This window comes from Arenibacter aquaticus (assembly GCF_003957295.1).
Taxonomy (GTDB): Bacteria; Bacteroidota; Bacteroidia; order Flavobacteriales; family Flavobacteriaceae; genus Arenibacter; species Arenibacter aquaticus.
In genome coordinates this window covers 995547-1014981 of record NZ_RQPJ01000002.1, presented here as the reverse complement: position 1 = coordinate 1014981, position 19435 = coordinate 995547, and the positions used below count along the sequence as shown (strand labels likewise).

Below are 19435 nucleotides of genomic sequence, written 5' to 3'. Positions count from 1 at the left end.
CCTAAATATTTATGTTGCGCCTAACCTTTGTTCAATAACCCTTACCGCATGCTCATAGCCTATATTATAGGCTTTTTCAATCCCCTTCTTATCCAAGATCCCGATGAGCTCCAAGGCTTGGGGTTCAAAGACCAGGTCGCATTGATGCACTTTTTTCCTGTTTATGGCATAAATCATCAAGGAAGTGGTCCTGTTAGCCAATTGCAGTGAAGATTTTATACCTTCTTTGGGTATTTCCTTAACGGCGGACACATTGCTACCGATTACAAAATTGTTTTCTTTGGCCACATGCTCGTAGGGAAAATTATTCATAATCCCCCCATCGGCATACAGACTTCCCTCTATATCAACCGGACTAAAGACTGGCGGCAAGGCTGCAGAGGCCAAAAGTGGCTTTATAAGTTCCCCTTCATAAAACGTTTTTTCATCCCCTTTTTGCAGATCTGTGGCCACCACATATAATTTACGCTGTAAGGCTTCAAAGGAATTTTCTGGAAAATACTTTACAAAAAGGTCAAAATACCTTTCCGTATCCAATAGGCCAGGCTTTAATAGGGTCATAAAATGGTATCGGAACAATGGAGTTTCCTTAAAAAACTGGAGCATTTCCTCCACCGAATTACCGTTGGCATATAGGGCTCCGATCAATGCACCTACACTGGTGCCGGAAACCATATGGGCATTGATCCCAAATTCATTGAGTGCCCGAATCAAACCAATATGGGCCATTCCTTTAACACCTCCTCCTGACAAAACCAGTCCAACAGATTTGGATTTTAATTCCGATAAGTTCATTACAAATAGTGTTTGTCAGTTTTAGCAATCCATCATATGGCATCCCTTGCCCAATAGGGTTAAAATTAACCATTATGGGCTTACTTCAAAGTCATTTTAACAACCAAATAATGAATAAAACACCAACCGTCTGGTTGGTTTGCTACTACAATTCCAGAGAACTTTGGCTTTAACAGGCATATCAACTATGTGAAAGGTCATAAATCGATATTTCTCTGTGGATAAATTTTTAACAATACGCCATAAACCAACCAGGTGGTTGGTAAGGATCTATTTAGTCCACAGGGCAGTTTTCAAATACCACAATGTTTGGAAAAATAGGCAAAGCAACATTTAAGGTCGGTTTATATAACTACTATCCTCAAACAGTACCTCACTAAATAAGCTAACATTATAATATTGCATCCAGACCTAAATTCTGGCGGATCAAGATTAGCCTTGCAGCAGAAACACAAGGAATATGGCGGGTACAAAGTAGATGGCGATGGTCCTTGCGCCATCGTAATCTTTGGCCATTCGTTGCCCAAAAAGTAACATCAACAAGGCCAAACAGGCTACTATGGCCCCGGTTAATGCCGTACCGGATTCCCCTTGAAAACAAAGTAAATACCAGCCTATGGCACAAAGTACACCGGCCACCAATTCGGTTACCAGGACGGTACCCAAAAGCAGGGGCACCATATTCTTAAGCGGGGTTTCGGCAAAATGGCTCTTTAGCCAAGATAGATTCCCTTTCCAATCTGCCAACTTATCATAGGCACTCTGTAGAAAAGTAATTATCAGAAAAAGAAGTAAGAGCAATTCTGTGGAATAGGTATACAAATTGGTCATAGTTAAAAGTTTTTACGATTTTATTATTTAGGCCGCTTTTTTATGTAGCAACCGAGTGAGTTTTATGGACAGGTCCATCAAAATTAATTTGGAATTGCCGTTCCGCTCAATGTGATAGATAGCGTCTTCCAACTCACTAACAATGTTAAGAATATTGTTTTCATGCACAAAGGGAGCAAATTTCTCCAACTGAAATCCCTCTACATGGATCCTCATAAATGCCAGCTCCCGGGTATTATAGTTGATCATCAGTGCTTGGCGCATTACGGACATACAGTAATTCAGGAATTTTTTCTGGGTTTCCCTGCCTGTCTTGGCCACAACTTCGCTCCAAGCTATCAAATCGTGTATAGCCGCCTTGTTACCTTTGGCCTTAAAGGCAGAGCGCACCCATTGCACAAACCATTTTTCGAACACCAAATCCTCAGAATCGTTATTCATAAAATCCAGTGCCTTATTGTAGTTCCCATTGGCCTCATGTGAAATCCTAATGGCCTCCTCCCGGCCAAGCCCCTTTTCTATCAGCGCGGTGGTTATGGCCTCTTCGGCCAATGGCGGGAAATGCAAAATCTGACATCTAGATCTTATGGTCTGTATAATTTGCTCTTCATCCTCTGCAATTAAGATAAGAACTGTTTTGTCGGGTGGTTCCTCTATCAACTTCAACAATTTGTTGGCCGTAGCGGTATTCATTTTTTCGGCCATCCAAATAATCAAAGCCTTATACCCCCCTTCGTAGGATTTCAAGGATAGCTTTTTAACCACATCCTGCGCCTCATCTACCCCTATTTGCCCCTGTTTATTTTCTATTCCAATTAATTTGTACCAATCAAAAAGGTTTCCATAGGGTTGTTCTTTTATAAACTGACGCCAATCTTCCAGATAGTGATCACTTACAGCGTGACTCTTAACTTTACTGGAATTGGATACTGGAAAGGCAAAATGCAGATCGGGGTGGGCCAGGGAATTAAATTTTATATTACAGGCGCTATTACCTGTATCATTTTCCCCTCCACTGTTCCCGCAAAGAAGGTACTGCACATAGCACAGGGCCATGGGCAGAGTGCCACAGCCTTCCGGACCAACAAAAAGTTGGGCATGGGGAATACGCCCAGCATCGGCACTGGAAACCAAATGGCTCTTAATATGTGAAAGCCCCAAAACATCCTTGAATAACATGGTCCAAATATAATGGTTTTTATCCTTACCACACCAGCTTCCCCCAGCTTGGTATGCTACGGTTTTTACCCAATTTGTCAGCTAAAAACCCACCATTAAAAACCGTCCTCAATTACAGATACTTATGTGCCGGATCATAAAATTAAGAAGGCTTGGCCACAAATATTTGGAACAGTCCCTTTTTACACTACCCATAAATCTTTACATTTGTCATTCTCTAAAAACCAAAGGGCAAATGAAAACCATCAAGGATTTTAATTTTAAAGATAAAAAAGCATTAATTAGGGTAGACTTCAACGTTCCCTTGGATGCAGATTTAAATGTTACTGACGACAATAGGATAAAAGCTGCCAAGCCAACCATCATAAAGATTTTGGAAGATGGTGGTAGCGCTGTACTTATGAGCCACTTGGGGAGACCCAAAGGAGCTGTTAATCCGGACTTGTCCCTAAAACACATTTGCAGCAAGGTATCCGAAGTACTTGGTGTTACGGTTAAATTCTCTACAGAGTGTGTAGGTCCTGAAGCCGAAAAAGCGGTATCTGACCTTAAAAGTGGTGAAGTCCTGTTGCTGGAGAACCTTAGATTTCATTCAGAAGAAGAAAAAGGCGATGAAAGCTTTGCAGAAAAACTTTCCAAATTGGGGGATATCTATGTAAACGATGCTTTTGGCACTGCCCATAGGGCCCATGCCTCTACCACTATTGTTGCCCAATTTTTTCCAGAAAAGAAATGTTTTGGATTTCTACTGGCCAAGGAGATTGAAGCCATAGAGAAAGTGATGCGAACTGGGGAAAAACCCGTAACCGCAATTTTGGGTGGCGCAAAGGTATCTTCTAAAATCACTATCATAGAAAATATATTGGACAAGGTAGACCACCTAATCATTGGAGGGGGAATGACCTACACCTTTGTTAAGGCCAAAGGAGGAACGGTTGGAGACTCTATCTGTGAGGATGATAAAATGGATTTAGCGCTGGAGATTCTTGAAAAAGCCAAGGAAAAAGGTGTGGAAGTGCATATTCCTGTAGATGTTTTGGCTGCCGACGATTTTAGCAACGATGCCAATACCAAGGTGGTAAATTCCAATGAGATTCCCAATGGTTGGCAAGGATTGGATGCGGGACCACAGACTTTGGAAAATTTTAAAAATGTTATCCTACAATCCAAAACCATTCTATGGAACGGTCCAGTAGGTGTTTTTGAGATGGAAAGTTTTGCCAAAGGAACCATTGCCGTGGGTAATTTTATTGATGAAGCTACCAAAAACGGTGCGTTTTCGTTAGTTGGTGGGGGTGATTCTGTAGCCGCGGTAAAGCAGTTTGGCTTTGAAAACAAGGTGAGTTATGTGTCCACTGGCGGCGGAGCCATGTTAGAGAGCCTTGAAGGCAAGACGCTACCTGGTATTGCGGCAATATTGGCATAACTGTAGCGTTATACAATGTGGATTATTTAATTTTTAATGTTATATTAAGGATTAAATTATACGTTTACGAGAAAAGCACGTTTTTCGTTCGTTCCGCTTTAAAACATAAACCTTATGAACACATCCAAATATATATTGCTGGGCGTTCTGTCCATGGGTTTCGTGGCTACCAATGTAGCTCAAGAGGCTGACTCTATCCCCACGAACAAAACCGGACTTAACGCCATACCTACCAATACAATAACCGTAGACACCACTCAAACAGATATGGATGGAGTGGAGCAGATGGAAATCATGGAGGCAAAGGACAGCATTCAGGACAATCCATTGGTATTACTGAAGGGACAAAAGCGATATGATTTAAAGGATCATCCACAGGCTGCTCTGTACGACAGCTTATGGATGAAAGAATTGTACGACAATTCCACCTTATTCGATTCCATCTATGAGGATATTTCTAGCCTGGAAATAGATTCGGTATACGAATACAGCATGAACACTGATACTTTAAAGGCTAGGTTGGAAATAATTAACCAAAAAACGCCCTTTAACGTTGTCTATAATCCCTCCTTGGAGAATGTAATTAAATACTTCCTAACGCGAAAAAGGGATTTTATGAATAGGATGTTAACGGCGAGTCAGTTTTACTTCCCGTTGTTTGAGCAGGAATTGGACAACCAAAACCTTCCTTTAGAGCTTAAGTATTTGGCCATTGTGGAATCTGCCTTAAATCCAAAGGCACGTTCCAGGGTAGGTGCCACAGGATTATGGCAGTTTATGTACGGTACAGGCAAAATGTTAAACTTGGATGTGAGTAGTTATGTAGACGAGCGTAGCGACCCCATAAAGTCTACTAAAGCCGCAGGAGTCTATCTAAAAAAACTATACGGTATATTTAATGATTGGGATTTGGCCCTAGCTGCCTACAACTCGGGCCCCGGAAACGTAAACAAGGCTATCAGAAGGTCTGGGGGATATAAGAATTACTGGAATATAAGAAGAAACCTCCCTAGGGAAACGGCAGGTTATGTACCCGCTTTTATGGCTACTATGTATCTTTTTGAATATGCCGAGGATCACGGATTAAAACAAAGGGTTGCAGAAAGGCCCTATTTTGAAACGGACACCATACACGTTAAGAGCACCATTACATTTGACCAAATTTCCGAATTGGTAAATGTGACGGTAGAAGAATTAAAGGTATTGAACCCGGCCTACAAGCTAGACGCCATACCCTATATAAAAGGCAAAAACTATACTTTGCGACTTCCCATTGATGCTATGGGGAAATTTGTTGCCAACGAGGAGGCCATCTATGCGCATGTAGAGAATCAATTTAAAACAAAAGAGAAACCCTTGCCGCAAATTGTACAATCCAAAGATCAAATACGATACAGGGTAAGAAGTGGCGACTATCTGGGTAAAATTGCCGAAAGATATGGTGTGAGGGTAAGTCAGATAAAAAGTTGGAATGGGTTAAGAAGCAACAACCTTAGAATAGGACAGCGCCTGACCATCTATCCAAGGAAGATTCCAACTAGCTCCAAAAACACCAATAAGAGCTCAACAAATTCTGTTGCGGCGGCAGGTTCTAAGGTGCATACAGTACAACGAGGCGACTCACTTTGGACAATTTCCAGAAAATATCCTGGAATTAGTATAGATAATTTACGAGAATGGAACGGTATTAGTGGTAATGACATAAAACCGGGCACAAAATTAAAATTGTGCGATTGTTCTTCGTAAATAAACAACTATATGAAAAAAATTGGGACACTTTTATTATTGACTTTTACCATCTTTATTTCCTGTGAGGAAAAGCAGAAAAAAAGCTATTTACCAGAATCCATAGGCGCTATCAACTCCTTGGCCGTAGTAATGGACAATGAGCTGTGGGAAGGAAAAGTTGGCGACCATGTAAGACAACATTTTGCAGCACCTGTTTTGGGGCTTACCTGGGAGGAACCACTTTTTACTATCAACCAAATGCCGGCCAAGGTCTTCTCTGGATCTATCTTACAGACCCGTTCCGTGCTATTTATTGCCAAGGACACCTTAAGTCTTGCCCATATTAAAAGTGATGTATATGCCACCCCTCAAAAGATCGGGGTCATTAAAGGAACAACCGACGAGGAAATCATTGACAATTTAAACGCCAAGGCAGATGAGGTCATCGAGGCTTTTAAGTCGGTAGAAATCCAGGAATCCCAAAAGCGTTTTTTAAAATCCCTGAGTAAGGAAACCGCCTTAAAGGAAAAGTTGGGGATTACCCTATCCTTACCATCCATTTACAAGGTAGGAAAACAGGAAAACAATTTTATTTGGATAGATAGGCAGATTCAAAAAGGGAGCATGAATATTATTGCCTACGATATTCCGAATGACTACTTTACAAGTGATTCTACCTTTGTTAAAGATATAGTTGCCATGCGCGATTCTATTGGCAAACAGTATATACCAGGTCCGGATGTACCCGGAAAAACTACCCATATGATGACCGAAAAAGCCTTTGCCCCCTACGTTTTTCCTGTAGAAATTGCGGGTAGGAAAGGAGCTGAAGTACGTGGTATATGGGAAATAAACGGCTATCCCATGGCCGGTCCATTTCTGACCTATATCATCAACGATGACCAAAACAACAGAAAAGTGGTTGTAGAAGGCTTTGTATTTGCTCCTGCAACCGAAAAACGGGATAATATGTTTCAGTTGGAAGCTATTTTAAAAACGATAAAGTTCGAAGACCCCAAATAGTACCTTTTTCAATCAAAGTATTAACTGAGGGCCTATAAAGGCCCTTTTTTGGGTCTTAGCTCATGCATGGCAACTGTCATTTGCCATAGGGTACTCATTTAGCTCCTTGTCCCCTAACCCAGTAGAGCAATTCTCCTCTGAGGGATGGGTATAACTTTATTAATAATAAGAGATATACAGCATAGAGTTGGCATCAAAAAAGCTACTGGTCTATAATTAAATACAGCTTTAGCCCGACCCCACCAAAACAAGGATTGAAGTCTAACCAACAATCCCATGGGCATATAAGGGCCGTGTTCTTGTCCCCGACGTATAGGACAACAAGATAATACAACTTTATTGACCAAATAAAAACCCTTTCGGTATAATTAATACATTTCCTATTACAGAAAAAAAAAGCCGCCCATCACTTTTTAGACGGCGGCTCTTATATTTTTTTGGGCGTTATAGCTAACTACATATCTACGATTATAAATTCGGAACGTCTATTGAGCTCATGTTTCTCCCTACTACAGCGTACCCCATCTCCACACTCATTGATTAAACGTTCTTCTCCGTATCCAATAGCACTTTTAATACGCTCCTTGGCAATACCCTTGGATATAAGATAGGCCCTAGTAGATTTTGCCCTTTTGTCCGAAAGGTATTTATTGTAGACTGCTGGACCCCGGGAATCGGTATGGGATTCAATTTTTATAACGATATTGGTATTTGTTTTCATCACCTCCACCAGCTTATCGAGCTCCTGGGAAGCATCCTTTCTAATATAGGATTTATCAAAGTCGAAATGAATCATATCCGTTTTCAACTTTTTAATACCATCTTCTATTACCACCAATTCCTTTAATCTTTTCATGCCAATATCAACATGCTTCACCTCATTTTCCTTGGTCTTGGTTGTAATAACATTTTCAACAAATTCATCCTTGGTAGTTTTAATGGTGTATTTGGTATTGGAATCCAGATCCTCAAAAACAAAGCTACCGTCGTCTCCAGTAACCACTTCCTTGAGTTTAATATTGTTTTCATCCAACAAGGTAACCAATGCCTTGGGCATTACTTCGTCTGTAACCATTTCTATGACCACCCCCGCGATAGCATTCTCATTCACTTCTTCCATGACCAAGCGTTCAAAAGAATAAATATCATCATCCCCTTTGCCTCCGCGGCGGTTGGAGGCGAAATAACCCCTTTGGTCTTCTTCCTTTACAATATAGGAGAAGTCATCCTTACTACTGTTTATGGGTTTTCCCATATTTCGTACTTCTTTAAACCCTTCCTCATCGTAGGCCACCTCGTACACGTCCAATCCCCCTAAGCCCACATGGCCATTGGAAGCAAAATACATCTTTTTTTCATTGATAAAAGGAAACATTTCCTTTCGTTCCGTATTAATTTCCGGGCCTAAATTCTTTGGTTCTGAAAACTGCCCATCACCCATTACATCCACTACAAAAATGTCCGTATCCCCAATTGTTCCGGGCATGTCCGAAACAAAATATAACTTTTTGCCGTCCGGACTCAAAGCTGGGTGCCCTGTAGAGTACTCATCACTATTGAATGGCACTTCTTTGGCCTCTGTCCACTCTCCATCTACTTTTTGGGATACATAAATTTTGAGGTGATTAATTCCGTTTTTATCCCTCTTTAACTTTTTGCCATAGTTGTTACGCGTAAAATACATGGTTGTATTGTCTGGAGAAAAGGTCACGGAAGCCTCGTGATATTTGGTATTGATTTTCTTGGAGAATCTTATGGCCTCCTTAAGGTCCTGAGATTCCTTGTTTACCTTGGCAACATATAGATCCAAATAAGGCTGGTTGTTCCATTTATACCGTCTGGTACTAAAAATAGAGGAGTCCTTGGCGGAGGCAAATACAATTTGATCCGAATTGTGGAACATAGGTGCAAATTCGGAGTATTTGGTGTTAATTGCCAAATTCTTAATACCAAAAACCTCTTCCATCTTCAGGATATTATCCAATACGGTTTCTTTTTTTTCAGCTCTTAATACTGCCTGGGAACCTATACCCCCAGTTTTTTTCATCTCCTTGTCATATAGTCTCATCAACCGTTTAGACTTACCATACCTACCAGTACCCTTCAAGGTGTGGGCATATTTAAATAGGTGTTCTGGAGAAAGTTCATCCTCGTACCTTTCATACAAAATGCTGTACCAGTAATAGGCTTTCTCCATATTGGTATTAAAATAATAGGAATCCCCTGCTTTTTGAAGAATTTCAAGGGAGTAATTCTTTTCGCTCTTGTTCAGGGCTTGTTCATATAATTTAGCCGCTTCTGCGTACCACATTTTATCGAAATACTGATCGGCTTTTTGAATAAGCTTGCTAGCATTGGGTTTGTTGCCCCCAGTGGAGGAAACCGACCCCTTCTTGTTAGGGAATATGTTTGTATTATTAGCCTCTACCTCTGCTCCACTTAGGATCTCGTAAGTTACCTCATCAACTGCAAGGGATTCCTTAGGATTACTTAGTTTTTCAATGGAAGCTAACTTAGTAGACTTCTGAATTAGCGGACTATTTTTTTTAGTATTTTTCGCTATTGAAACAGAGGTAGCCAAATCTACTTTTGCACTCTCGGTTTTGGTTTGTTCTCCATTATCCACGTTCATTAACCAAAAAGCATCTGTATAACGTCCGTTTAAATTAGAAGTACATGATGCCAATGCCTTTTCCAAAGAGTTGTATTTCTGTAAATAAACATAATTAAGACCGTTCTTGGCATTGCTAATGAATCCAGATTTAAATCCTTGCCCCTCCAATTTTTTAGCCAAATTCTTAGCGTTGTCCAAATTGGAAAATACCCCGGAAATTATATAAAACCCTTCTGCTACCGCTCCCAAATTCTTAAAAGTTCTACTCTTAATATTATTACTCTGGGTTCTTCTTTTAAAGCTCTTGGGAGTAATCTCTCTGTTATAGGCCAGGCTGGTATTGGAGTTAAATTTGGTATAATGGTCAACACTATTAAACCGCTCGTCTGCGGCGGACTGGCCATTATTACCAATTTCCTGGGCACTGCCAGTTAGGGCAAACGCAAGCAAACAGGACGTTATAATTTTTTTCATAATGGTTTAATTAGAAAAATCTAGGGGATTTGAGTTTTTTACTTTTAGAAATCAACTGATATCTAAAAAATATCTCATGGGTTCCCTTATTGTAATTATTTAGGTCATTTATACTGTAATCATAGGCATATCCCATATCTATCTGGGTACTTATGCGGAAACCCAAAAGAGCACTCAACGAATCCTCTAGTCTATAGTTAACGCCTAAATTTAGAGTTTCGTATAATAAAAAGTTCGTAGACACATCAATAGACACCGCACCTCCTACAACATTTTGTACAAAGAGGGATGGCTTAAATTTTAAATCCGGATTTAAATCAAGGACATAACCTCCTATAAAATACAGGTGTATTTTATCCGAAGCTTCAGATTCTGCTATGGCATCATAGTGCTTTCCAGTTAGTATATTGGGTGTAGAAGCACCCAAGTAAAACCGATTGGTATAGTAGAATAGGCCAGCCCCCAATGATGGTAGCAACTCACTATTTATGTTCTCATTAAAAGCAGCTTCGGGCTCCCTATACCGCCCTTTTGACCAATCTAGGCTGAGGAATTTGATTCCTGCCTTTAAACCCAGGGCAAGACGGTCCCCATTTCGGTTCAAGATCAAATGATGGGCGTAATTCCCATCTATATAGGTTTCTTGGGAAGGGCCCAATTCGTCATGCAAAATAGATAGTCCAACCCCATCAAAAAGTCCAACCGGCGATTCTATACCAAAGGTTATTGTGGTTGGCGCCCCTTCAATTCCCGTCCATTGATTACGGTAAAGCGACAATATGGTCAAATGACCACGAGAACCGGTATATCCCGGATTTACCGTCATGGTATTATAATTGTATTGGGTATATTGAGGCTCTTGTTGTGCCTGGGAACATAAAAATACAAGAAATAATAAAACTGTAAATAACAAGGCTTTAGGGGAAATCATCAAAGGTATTTTTCTCTTTTAGAATTAGAATATTGTTTTAACGGCTTATATATAGCCATCCGCTTTTTACAGGGGTCTCTGCATCCCCAAAATCAAGGAGGTAAAAATAGGTGCCCACCGGAAGATTCGTATCGGAACCATTTAAGATTCCTGTAGAGACCGTACCGTCCCAATTATTTTTATACCCTTTGGTTTCAAAAACCTTTTTCCCCCAACGATTAAACACTTGAAGATAGTTATTGGGGTAATCTTCTATACATTCTATATAAAATACATCGTTTAATCCATCGCTGTTGGGAGAGAACTCATTAAAGACCACCATACAATCCGAATCAATATCGTTGACCTCATATTCTGTCAAACTTATATTGGCCATTGAGGTATCATTTTTTGGCATAAAATCTAGCTGATCAACATAGGCCAAGGAGGCAATATTAAAATAATCGTTCTTATTGGTTATAACAGCAGTAATACTTAATTCTGTGGTCTCATCAATACCCAAAGCTTCAATTTCCCATACTCCTGACACAAGGTCATAGCTACCTCTTTCCGCAGTGGCGGACACATAACTATATCCTTCTGGAAGGTCTTCAATCACTCCAAGGTTGGTTGCCACATAGGGTCCGTGATTGGTCACTAGAATGGAAAACACTACTTCATCGCCAACAGCGCCAATATCCGGCACCACAGACTTGACTATACCAATATCTACAATAGGCGTAGGGATGATATGACTGTCCTCATCGTCCTCACTTTGGTCATTATCATCATTATTGGGGCTCGAATCCGGGTCTATTTGGTCTACCCTTGTTAACTGTGCCGTATTTTTATACTCTCCGGATACTCCAGTAGGGATATTAACGATTGCCTCATAAGATAAGTTTACCGAACCAACAGGAAGACTGGATATAGACCATTTTATTATGTTTCCGTCAATATTTCCGTTATCACTTATTACCCCTGCCGTATATCCTAAAGGAAGCACATCTTCCACTTCCAAATTGGTTGCCGTATCGGGCCCGTTATTGGTAAGGGTAAGGGTAAAGAGAACAGATTCCCCCACATTGGGTGCAAGTTTGTCTACCGATTTACTAAGGCTGATATCCACCAATGGAACAAGAGTAATAGACGCCTCATCTTGGTCATTGCTTGCATTTGAATCTAACTGATCTACACTTTCCAATTTTGCAATATTGGTATAATCGCCCATATCCTTTACTGCGACCAATATGTCCAGAGTTGCGGTTTGGTTGATATCTAAAAATGGTATTTCCCATAGCGCAGTTGAAGGATTGTAGCTACCGTTATCTGCTTGGGAAGAAATTAGGGAATACCCAGATGGTAATGGATCCGTAACAACCACATTGGTAGCACTATAATCCCCAGTGTTGCCCACTTCTATGGTAAAGGTCACCGTATCCCCTATATAGGTTTCGTCTTTGTCCACCGTTTTGGTAATGCTTACATCTACCATTGGCGTAGGAATGGTTAGGCTGTCCTCATCATCCTCACTTTGGTCATTATCATCATTATTGGGACTGGAATCAGGATCAAGCTGATCTACCTTAATAATTTGGGCCACATTCTTATATTCATCCGTTGCCCCAGTGGGTGGGTTTACTACCACCTCATAACTTAACATTTGTTCACCCACCGCCAGCGTAGAAAGTGTCCAGCTAAGAATATTCCCATTGATTGTTGCACCATCATCAACAGATTTAATGGTATACCCCGATGGGATAAGGTCTTCTATGGTGACATTTGTTGCCTCCTCGGGCCCTTGGTTGCCAATCTCTAAGGTAAACTTTATTACATCACCAATATTTGGCTTGGCATTATTCACACTTTTGCTGAGACTAAGATCCGAATCTCCCATTACCTCAACGGTAATGGTATCTATACTCTCACAACCCTGGGTATCTTTCCCGGTAACTGTAAAGGTTGTTGTTTTAAATAACTGAACAGGAACCCCGTCAACTACACCATTGTCCCAGACATAGATCTCGGCTCCCAATCCTGTTAAGGTAACGTATTCTCCAGAATTGATACGGGTACTGGAGGCGTTGGCCGTAACAGTTGGTGGAGTATTTACATTTAAGGTTGCCGGATTGGAAGCATCAATGGGACAAATATGGATATCATTGGAAATAACAACCCTATAGCTGTTTCCATTATCCTCCAATGAAGCATTGGTTACAGTAAGTATGTTGGTTTTGGTACCGGTATGTATGCCACTATCAGCAAGATCTTCCCAAGCCGATCCATTGAACATCTGCCATTGATAAGCAGTAGTATTTTGTGCCTCTACGGTAAAAGTAGCCGTGCCATTCGGACAGATGGATCTATCTGTGGGCTGACTAATAAAATAAGGAGCGGTATTTTCTCTAAAATCAAATATACTATTAGTATTCAAATCCGCTGGAAGGGTATAGGCGGCATCTACAACCAGACCATTCTCATCTATTTTAGAGGGGGAACCACTGCCATAAAAAGCATTGTCCCCCCTATCGGCATTAGGGTCATTATATGCCTCGTTGGCATCACTACATCCGTCATCATCACTATCCGTATCCATATAATCCGGGCCCGGTGTGCCATCGGTATTTACTATTTCATAGTTAATAATATCACTGTCCGCTACAGTTTCAACACTGTTGGCCAAACCATTGCCCCCATAACTCCCGTCTACAATACCATTGGTATGTGGTTGATCATGGCCAGCCTCCACGGCATCATAAATACCGTCATTATCCACATCAAGGTCCAATTGGTTGGTAACCCCATCCCAATCATTGTCCAACCCATAAACTTGTGGGTCTATATAATTGGTAACACATCCAAACTCTATATTGTGCTGCCTTTGCGTAGAAGATGCCCCTGCTACCCTGGCCACGGCACCTACACGAATGGATATTTCAGATCTGGAGTTATAGTTTACTCCAAAATTAACTTGTGGCACAACATTGCTCCCTGTGGGGTAAGTGGTGGTTCCGGCCGTACCTATAACCCATTTACCATCTGTGGACATGGTTAATTCCGTGGGGTTTGAAATTACATAACTCGTTGGGTTATAACTCCAAGTCTGCTCTCCGTATTGATGGGTGCCATCAATGTCATTAAAGTTCATGAATATCTTATCCAGCACAACCGGACTTGATCCCCCGGTGGTAACAAAACGAATTTTATATTCTATTAGCCCTTGGTCTCCCTTGTTTGCAAAATTAAAGGCTGTATAGGGCCTAAAGGCTTCTTTGGCCATGCTATTATTATCTATTTCGGTTACCGTGGCATTATAGATTTGGACTATAGTAACCAAGGCATCGGTTCCCGTAGTCACATTAGGGATTCTATAAACAGCTCCCTGTTGCAGTGCCGACCCCGAAATCAATATGGCATTGGAACTAAAATCCAAGGTGGTCTCTCCCCCACATTCTGGTTGGGAATTGGCTATGATGGTATTTAGCTCCTGAAGGTCGGGGATGCCATCATTGTCATCATCCAGATCGGAACGATCCAGAATTCCGTCCTTGTCAGAGTCCACAAAAGGGGGCGGTATATTCTCATAGGTTTCCACTGTTACCTGAGCTATATCACAGAGTCCGTCCGTATCGCAAATTTTGTATTCAAAAACATCCGTACCCAAATAATTAGTATATGGGGTATATACAAGCTCTCCTGTTGGTTTTGAAATAGTGACCTTACCGTTAGAGGGCTGTAGAAGTCCGGTATTATCTACAGTTGTAATGTCTATATTGTTATCCAGGTCCATATCATTATTTATTACCTGAATTACGACTGTACCATTTTTTGTAACCTGTTCCTCGTCATCATTGGCGCATGGGCTGGCCTTAACGATAATGCTGCTGGCGTTGGAAGGATCCGGTACACAACCTGGGCAGGGTGCTATATTTAATGAATAGGTCCCTGGGCTATCTATATCTACCTTATCCAGGCCTACTCCCTCCAAAGTGGTACTTCCATCTGGAAAAGTAACATCCGTTGTTAGGGATTCCCAGAAGTAAATCGCAGCAGCTGATTTAAAATTTGCTTCCAAAGCTATAGTTGTCCCAGGGGTACAACTGTCAATATTTAGCGGTTCTAGGATACTGGTATCTATCTGTCCTTCCGTTGCCGTCCCCAAAAAGGGATATGGCCCTGCAAAATCAACCAAGCCGGAATCAAAAGATGAAGACCCCCTTGTTTTTATCAAAACAGCACTATAGGGAAAATAACATGGGCCGTCCAATCCATAAATCAATGCTGGATCAAAACCCAATTTTGATAAATTGACACCCACCTCAGCAAAGGCTTCTTTGCTATAAGTAGCTTTTGGACTTAAATCATCGTCATATGTACCCCAAGGCGGAGCATTTGTAGCCTTGCTGTTAATTTTACTAAAGGTGTTTGCTCCGTAATCTACATGAGCATACCCATATATTGAATTATCTCCTTCCCCATGAAAACTATTGTAATTAAATCCATTATTGGATTGATAATCTTCCCGGGATATCCAAATTCTGACATCCAAACTCATTACACTAGACCCCGAATAGCTGAGCCCAAGATCAAGGTCTCCAATTTTTAAAACCTTACCTTCATTATCAAATTGCCATGCGGTATGCCCTTCTTCCTGTCCCAAATTGGAAAAGGAATTACTTTCCAATTTCAATTCTTCAATATAAAATTCAACATCCGTATAATGTGAACCTCCGTTATCAGCGGTACTTACCGCCGCGGTAACCCAAAGATCATCAGCTAGACTAAGTCCGTCCCTCCTCACATGCACATAGGAATCAACGATATCGGCTTTTTTGGAAATTTTGGAAGACTCTACTTTCCAATCTGCCGGATTCTCTCCATTGCGTCCTTTGGAAAATGCGGTCTTATCATTATTATCGGCAATATAGTCATGTCCAAAATTGGCTCCATACCACAGTCTCCCATTTTGGGTACTATAATTAGGTTTCGCCATGGATGCTTGAAAAGCCTCATTTTGACCCAAATTTATTATTTGTTGAAAAGAAACAAGATCGCTTTCGTCAATGACACCCAATCCGGTACCTGCGCTAAACCAATCGTCAGTTCCCGGACTGGGCTCACCGGAGTATAGATTTGCCTCAATGCCAAAGTTCCCGGCATCACCAGATTGTGCAGATAGCTTAACTATACCAAATAAAATAAAACAACTTAAACACCAAAGGTGCTTGCCAAGGGTACACTTCATTTACAAATATTACATAGGTTGCCCTATGGGGGGGGTTAATATTTTTTTTGCTCTAGGCCCTCTACTGATAGGCATATAGGAACAAAACTAATACTTAACCCCAAAAATCCACTTTTATTGTTGTGTCCTCTGGCAGTACGGTGGTGTACAGCCTAAAAAGTGTGGTGATAATCGGGAATGTCGATAAGATAGAAACCACTATACATAGAGAAAAATAAGGAACTCATCGACAAAGTGCAGGGATTGGAATACTATATCAAGCTTATAAACAAAAAAAGCACCCCTCATGGAGTGCTTTCTATATCAATAAAAAAAATAAATCTTATTTCTCTTTATTCTCTTCTATTTTATCATCTTCCTTGGAAGCGTCTTTAAATTCTTTAATGCCGCTTCCCAAGCCACGCATTAATTCAGGAATCTTTTTTCCTCCAAATAATAATAAAACAATAGCCACAACCAAGGCTATTTGCATTGGACCAATGGCTAAAAATGTGTTTAAAGTGATCATAGTATGATAATTTAAGGTAACAAAGGTACTAAAAAAGATATTAGAATGCCGTAAATTTTAACTTCTATAATGTATTTTAAGTCCTCTAAATTAGAATATATTTTGCTAATAAATACTTTTGTATAGTATTTACAATTGAATATCAAATATAATCATAAAAGAATTAAAGTTAAATACTAACCTTATCTTTGTTCATTATGGCCAAAAAGGTAAAGAAAAGAAAGGAGATAAAACAGAAGCTATTACATAAGTATCGTCTGGTTATCCTTAATGAAAGTACTTTTGAAGAAAAGATTTCATTTAAACTTAGTAGGATGAATGTTTTTGTAACGGGTTCTCTCTTTATAATTGGGTTGATAGGCTTCACCATATTGCTGATTGCCTTCACCCCACTTAGGGAATATATCCCTGGATACTCCTCCACCAAGTTAAAGCGACAGGCTACAGAACTCACCTACAGAACAGATTCCCTGGTTGCCACTTTAAATTATACCAATAGGTATTTAGATAATATTAGGAAGGTACTCCGCGGTGATATTGAGAATAATGAAATTAATAGGGACTCCTTGTTTGAACAATATAAGTTGGACCCATCCAATGTTGACCTTACACCTATAAGGGAGGATTCGCTGTTAAGGGCGGAGGTAGCTTTAGAGGACAAATACAATTTATTTGAACGGAACATCAATAATCCGGGGCAGGTATTGTTTTCTCCTCTTAGCGGTACTATTTCCCAAGGATTTGATGCTGAAAACAAGCATTTTGCCGTAGACGTTGTAGCCCCAAAGGACAGTCCCATCAAAGCCGTTGCCAATGGCACCGTAGTATTTGCCGAGTGGACGGCCCAAACGGGTTATGTGATTATTTTGGAGCATGTAGACGGACTCCTAAGTGTATACAAACACAATGGCGCCTTAAATAAAAGTCAGGGTGACGTAGTAAGGTCAGGAGAGGTAATAGCATCGGTAGGCAATACAGGTGAACTAACGACTGGTGCACACCTACATTTTGAACTTTGGAGTAATGGCAGCCCTATCAATCCCTTAGATTTTATAGATTTTAAATAAGATTAGATGAGTTTAAAATCCTTTGCGGCAAAAATTTTTGCCAGGAATATTGCAAGAAAAACTGCCAAGTGGGTCAATAACCCCATTGAAACCCAGAGTAAGGTATTTAAGAGCCTAATAGTAGCGGGTAGGGAAACCGACTTTGGACGAGACCATAATTTTTCTCAAATAAAGACCCATGCCGATTTTGTAGAGCAGGTACCTATAAGGGATTATGAGGCATTAAAGGGGTATGTGGAGAAAGTTGTGGACGGCAAAAAAGATATACTTTGGCCTGGAAAACCGGCCTATTTCGCCAAGACATCAGGAACAACCTCTGGCGTAAAATATATCCCTATTACCTCCGAATCCATAAAATATCAAATAGAAGCCTCTAGAAACGCCATCCTTAATTACATACATGAGACGGGAAATGCTGATTTTGTAGATGGCAGAATGATATTTCTACAAGGAAGTCCGGAAATGAAGGAAAAGAATGGGATCAAAATAGGTAGGCTATCCGGAATATCGGCGCATTATGTACCCAATTATCTGCAAAAAAACAGATTGCCCAGTTGGGAGACCAACTGTATGGAGGATTGGGATACCAAGGTAAATGCCATTGTTGAGGAAACCATTAACGAGGACATGACCGTAATTGCCGGTATTCCGTCTTGGGTTCAAATGTATTTTGAAAAATTAAATACTAAATCGAAACAAAAAATTGGTGATCTTTTCAAGAATTTTCAACTCTTTATCTACGGCGGGGTAAATTACGAACCCTATAGGGCCAAATTTGAAAACCTTATAGGACGTAGCGTAGACAGTATAGAATTATTCCCGGCAAGCGAAGGCTTTTTTGCCTATCAGAATTCCCAATCAGAAAAAGGAATGCTACTGCTGTTAAATTCTGGTATCTTTTATGAGTTTGTAAAGGCCGAAGACTTTTTTAATGACAACCCGGAGCGACTTACACTAAAGGATGTGGAAGTGGGGGTGAATTACGTAATGATCATTTCTACCAATGCGGGACTCTGGGCCTATAACCTGGGGGATACCGTTCAGTTTATTTCTGTAAAACCCTATAAGATTATAGTGTCGGGTAGAATAAAGCATTTTATTTCTGCCTTTGGCGAGCATGTTATAGGCAAGGAAGTAGAAGAGGCCATGAGACAGGCCATAGCCGGCACGGATGCCAGAATCAATGAATTTACGGTGGCTCCACAAATTAATCCGGCTGAAAAGGAACTCCCCTATCACGAATGGCTCATCGAATTTGAAAAGTCGCCCTCCGATATGAAGAAATTCATCAACCTATTGGATATGGCATTGCAAAATCAGAACAGTTATTATTTTGATTTGATAGACGGAAAAATACTTCAGCCCTTGAAAGTTACACCTATAAAAAAAGGAGGCTTTCAGGAATATATGAAATCCATTGGAAAATTAGGGGGCCAAAATAAGGTACAGCGCCTGTCCAACGACCGAAAAGTAGCGGAAGGCTTGCAAAGCCAAATTGCCAACTAAACCTGATACTGGATTTCAAAAGCCCATAAATTGAAGGGGAAAAAAGGAATAGCCTTCCCACTGTCCAGGGTTCCTTTAAAGCAAACTGATAGTGCAATACGGTATAATAGAAAAAACCGTTTAGAAATT

12 protein-coding genes are annotated in these 19435 nt (G+C 40.6%); 5 read left to right on the top strand and 7 right to left on the bottom strand.

Features of this window, described 5'->3' with window-relative positions:
- Positions 1 to 9: 9 nt before the first annotated feature.
- From EHW67_RS06920 to EHW67_RS06910, 3 genes are all read right to left on the bottom strand, one after another.
- Entirely contained in the window at positions 10 to 795 is a 786-nt protein-coding gene (locus tag EHW67_RS06920; protein ID WP_126161621.1) for a patatin-like phospholipase family protein, read from the bottom strand.
- 432 nt (positions 796 to 1227) lie between these two features.
- The gene (locus EHW67_RS06915) at positions 1228 to 1626 is read right to left on the bottom strand and encodes a DoxX family protein (protein WP_126161620.1); all 399 of its coding nucleotides are present in this window, start codon (positions 1624 to 1626) and stop codon (positions 1228 to 1230) included.
- Positions 1627 to 1653: 27 nt separating this feature from the next.
- Positions 1654 to 2805: a DNA polymerase III subunit gene (locus tag EHW67_RS06910; protein WP_126161619.1), complete on the bottom strand. Its 1152-nt coding sequence runs from the start codon at positions 2803 to 2805 to the stop codon at positions 1654 to 1656.
- 235 nt (positions 2806 to 3040) lie between these two features.
- Between EHW67_RS06910 and EHW67_RS06905 the strand changes: the two genes are divergently transcribed.
- From EHW67_RS06905 to EHW67_RS06895, 3 genes are all read left to right on the top strand, one after another.
- The gene (locus tag EHW67_RS06905) at positions 3041 to 4231 is read left to right on the top strand and encodes a phosphoglycerate kinase (protein WP_126161618.1); all 1191 of its coding nucleotides are present in this window, start codon (positions 3041 to 3043) and stop codon (positions 4229 to 4231) included.
- Between the two features lie 114 nt (positions 4232 to 4345).
- Positions 4346 to 5977, top strand: a complete 1632-nt coding sequence (locus EHW67_RS06900) for a lytic transglycosylase domain-containing protein (RefSeq protein WP_126161617.1) — start codon at positions 4346 to 4348, stop codon at positions 5975 to 5977.
- A gap of 12 nt (positions 5978 to 5989) precedes the next feature.
- Positions 5990 to 6982: a DUF4837 family protein gene (locus tag EHW67_RS06895; protein ID WP_126161616.1), complete on the top strand. Its 993-nt coding sequence runs from the start codon at positions 5990 to 5992 to the stop codon at positions 6980 to 6982.
- A 454-nt stretch (positions 6983 to 7436) separates the two neighbouring features.
- On the opposite strand, the gene EHW67_RS06890 is transcribed toward EHW67_RS06895, so the two are convergent.
- The 4 genes from EHW67_RS06890 to EHW67_RS06875 form a co-directional block, all read right to left on the bottom strand.
- Positions 7437 to 10070, bottom strand: coding sequence for an OmpA family protein (locus tag EHW67_RS06890; protein ID WP_126161615.1), 2634 nt, complete (start codon positions 10068 to 10070; stop codon positions 7437 to 7439).
- A gap of 10 nt (positions 10071 to 10080) precedes the next feature.
- The gene (locus tag EHW67_RS06885) at positions 10081 to 11001 is read right to left on the bottom strand and encodes a PorP/SprF family type IX secretion system membrane protein (RefSeq protein WP_126161614.1); all 921 of its coding nucleotides are present in this window, start codon (positions 10999 to 11001) and stop codon (positions 10081 to 10083) included.
- A gap of 37 nt (positions 11002 to 11038) precedes the next feature.
- A complete protein-coding gene (locus EHW67_RS06880; RefSeq protein ID WP_126161613.1) occupies positions 11039 to 16225 on the bottom strand; it encodes a T9SS type B sorting domain-containing protein in 5187 nt (1728 codons plus the stop codon).
- Between the two features lie 322 nt (positions 16226 to 16547).
- Positions 16548 to 16733 carry a twin-arginine translocase TatA/TatE family subunit gene (locus EHW67_RS06875; protein ID WP_126161612.1) on the bottom strand — a complete coding sequence of 62 codons (186 nt, stop codon included), beginning with the start codon at positions 16731 to 16733 and terminating at the stop codon, positions 16548 to 16550.
- Positions 16734 to 16930: 197 nt separating this feature from the next.
- On the opposite strand from EHW67_RS06875, the gene EHW67_RS06870 reads away from it, so the two are divergent.
- Entirely contained in the window at positions 16931 to 17800 is an 870-nt protein-coding gene (locus EHW67_RS06870) for a M23 family metallopeptidase (protein WP_126161611.1), read from the top strand.
- A 6-nt stretch (positions 17801 to 17806) separates the two neighbouring features.
- A complete protein-coding gene (locus tag EHW67_RS06865) occupies positions 17807 to 19306 on the top strand; it encodes a GH3 auxin-responsive promoter family protein (protein ID WP_126161610.1) in 1500 nt (499 codons plus the stop codon).
- Positions 19307 to 19435: the final 129 nt, after the last annotated feature.

What these genes read in the sequence shown, in the direction of transcription:
- EHW67_RS06920 (WP_126161621.1), bottom strand. Translation starts at nt 795, where the DNA reads ATGAACTTATCGGAATTAAAATCCAAATCTGTTGGACTGGTTTTGTCA.
- EHW67_RS06915 (WP_126161620.1), bottom strand. Translation starts at nt 1,626, where the DNA reads ATGACCAATTTGTATACCTATTCCACAGAATTGCTCTTACTTCTTTTT.
- EHW67_RS06910 (WP_126161619.1), bottom strand. Translation starts at nt 2,805, where the DNA reads ATGTTATTCAAGGATGTTTTGGGGCTTTCACATATTAAGAGCCATTTG.
- EHW67_RS06905 (WP_126161618.1), top strand. Translation starts at nt 3,041, where the DNA reads ATGAAAACCATCAAGGATTTTAATTTTAAAGATAAAAAAGCATTAATT.
- EHW67_RS06900 (WP_126161617.1), top strand. Translation starts at nt 4,346, where the DNA reads ATGAACACATCCAAATATATATTGCTGGGCGTTCTGTCCATGGGTTTC.
- EHW67_RS06895 (WP_126161616.1), top strand. Translation starts at nt 5,990, where the DNA reads ATGAAAAAAATTGGGACACTTTTATTATTGACTTTTACCATCTTTATT.
- EHW67_RS06890 (WP_126161615.1), bottom strand. Translation starts at nt 10,070, where the DNA reads ATGAAAAAAATTATAACGTCCTGTTTGCTTGCGTTTGCCCTAACTGGC.
- EHW67_RS06885 (WP_126161614.1), bottom strand. Translation starts at nt 11,001, where the DNA reads ATGATTTCCCCTAAAGCCTTGTTATTTACAGTTTTATTATTTCTTGTA.
- EHW67_RS06880 (WP_126161613.1), bottom strand. Translation starts at nt 16,225, where the DNA reads ATGAAGTGTACCCTTGGCAAGCACCTTTGGTGTTTAAGTTGTTTTATT.
- EHW67_RS06875 (WP_126161612.1), bottom strand. Translation starts at nt 16,733, where the DNA reads ATGATCACTTTAAACACATTTTTAGCCATTGGTCCAATGCAAATAGCC.
- EHW67_RS06870 (WP_126161611.1), top strand. Translation starts at nt 16,931, where the DNA reads ATGGCCAAAAAGGTAAAGAAAAGAAAGGAGATAAAACAGAAGCTATTA.
- EHW67_RS06865 (WP_126161610.1), top strand. Translation starts at nt 17,807, where the DNA reads ATGAGTTTAAAATCCTTTGCGGCAAAAATTTTTGCCAGGAATATTGCA.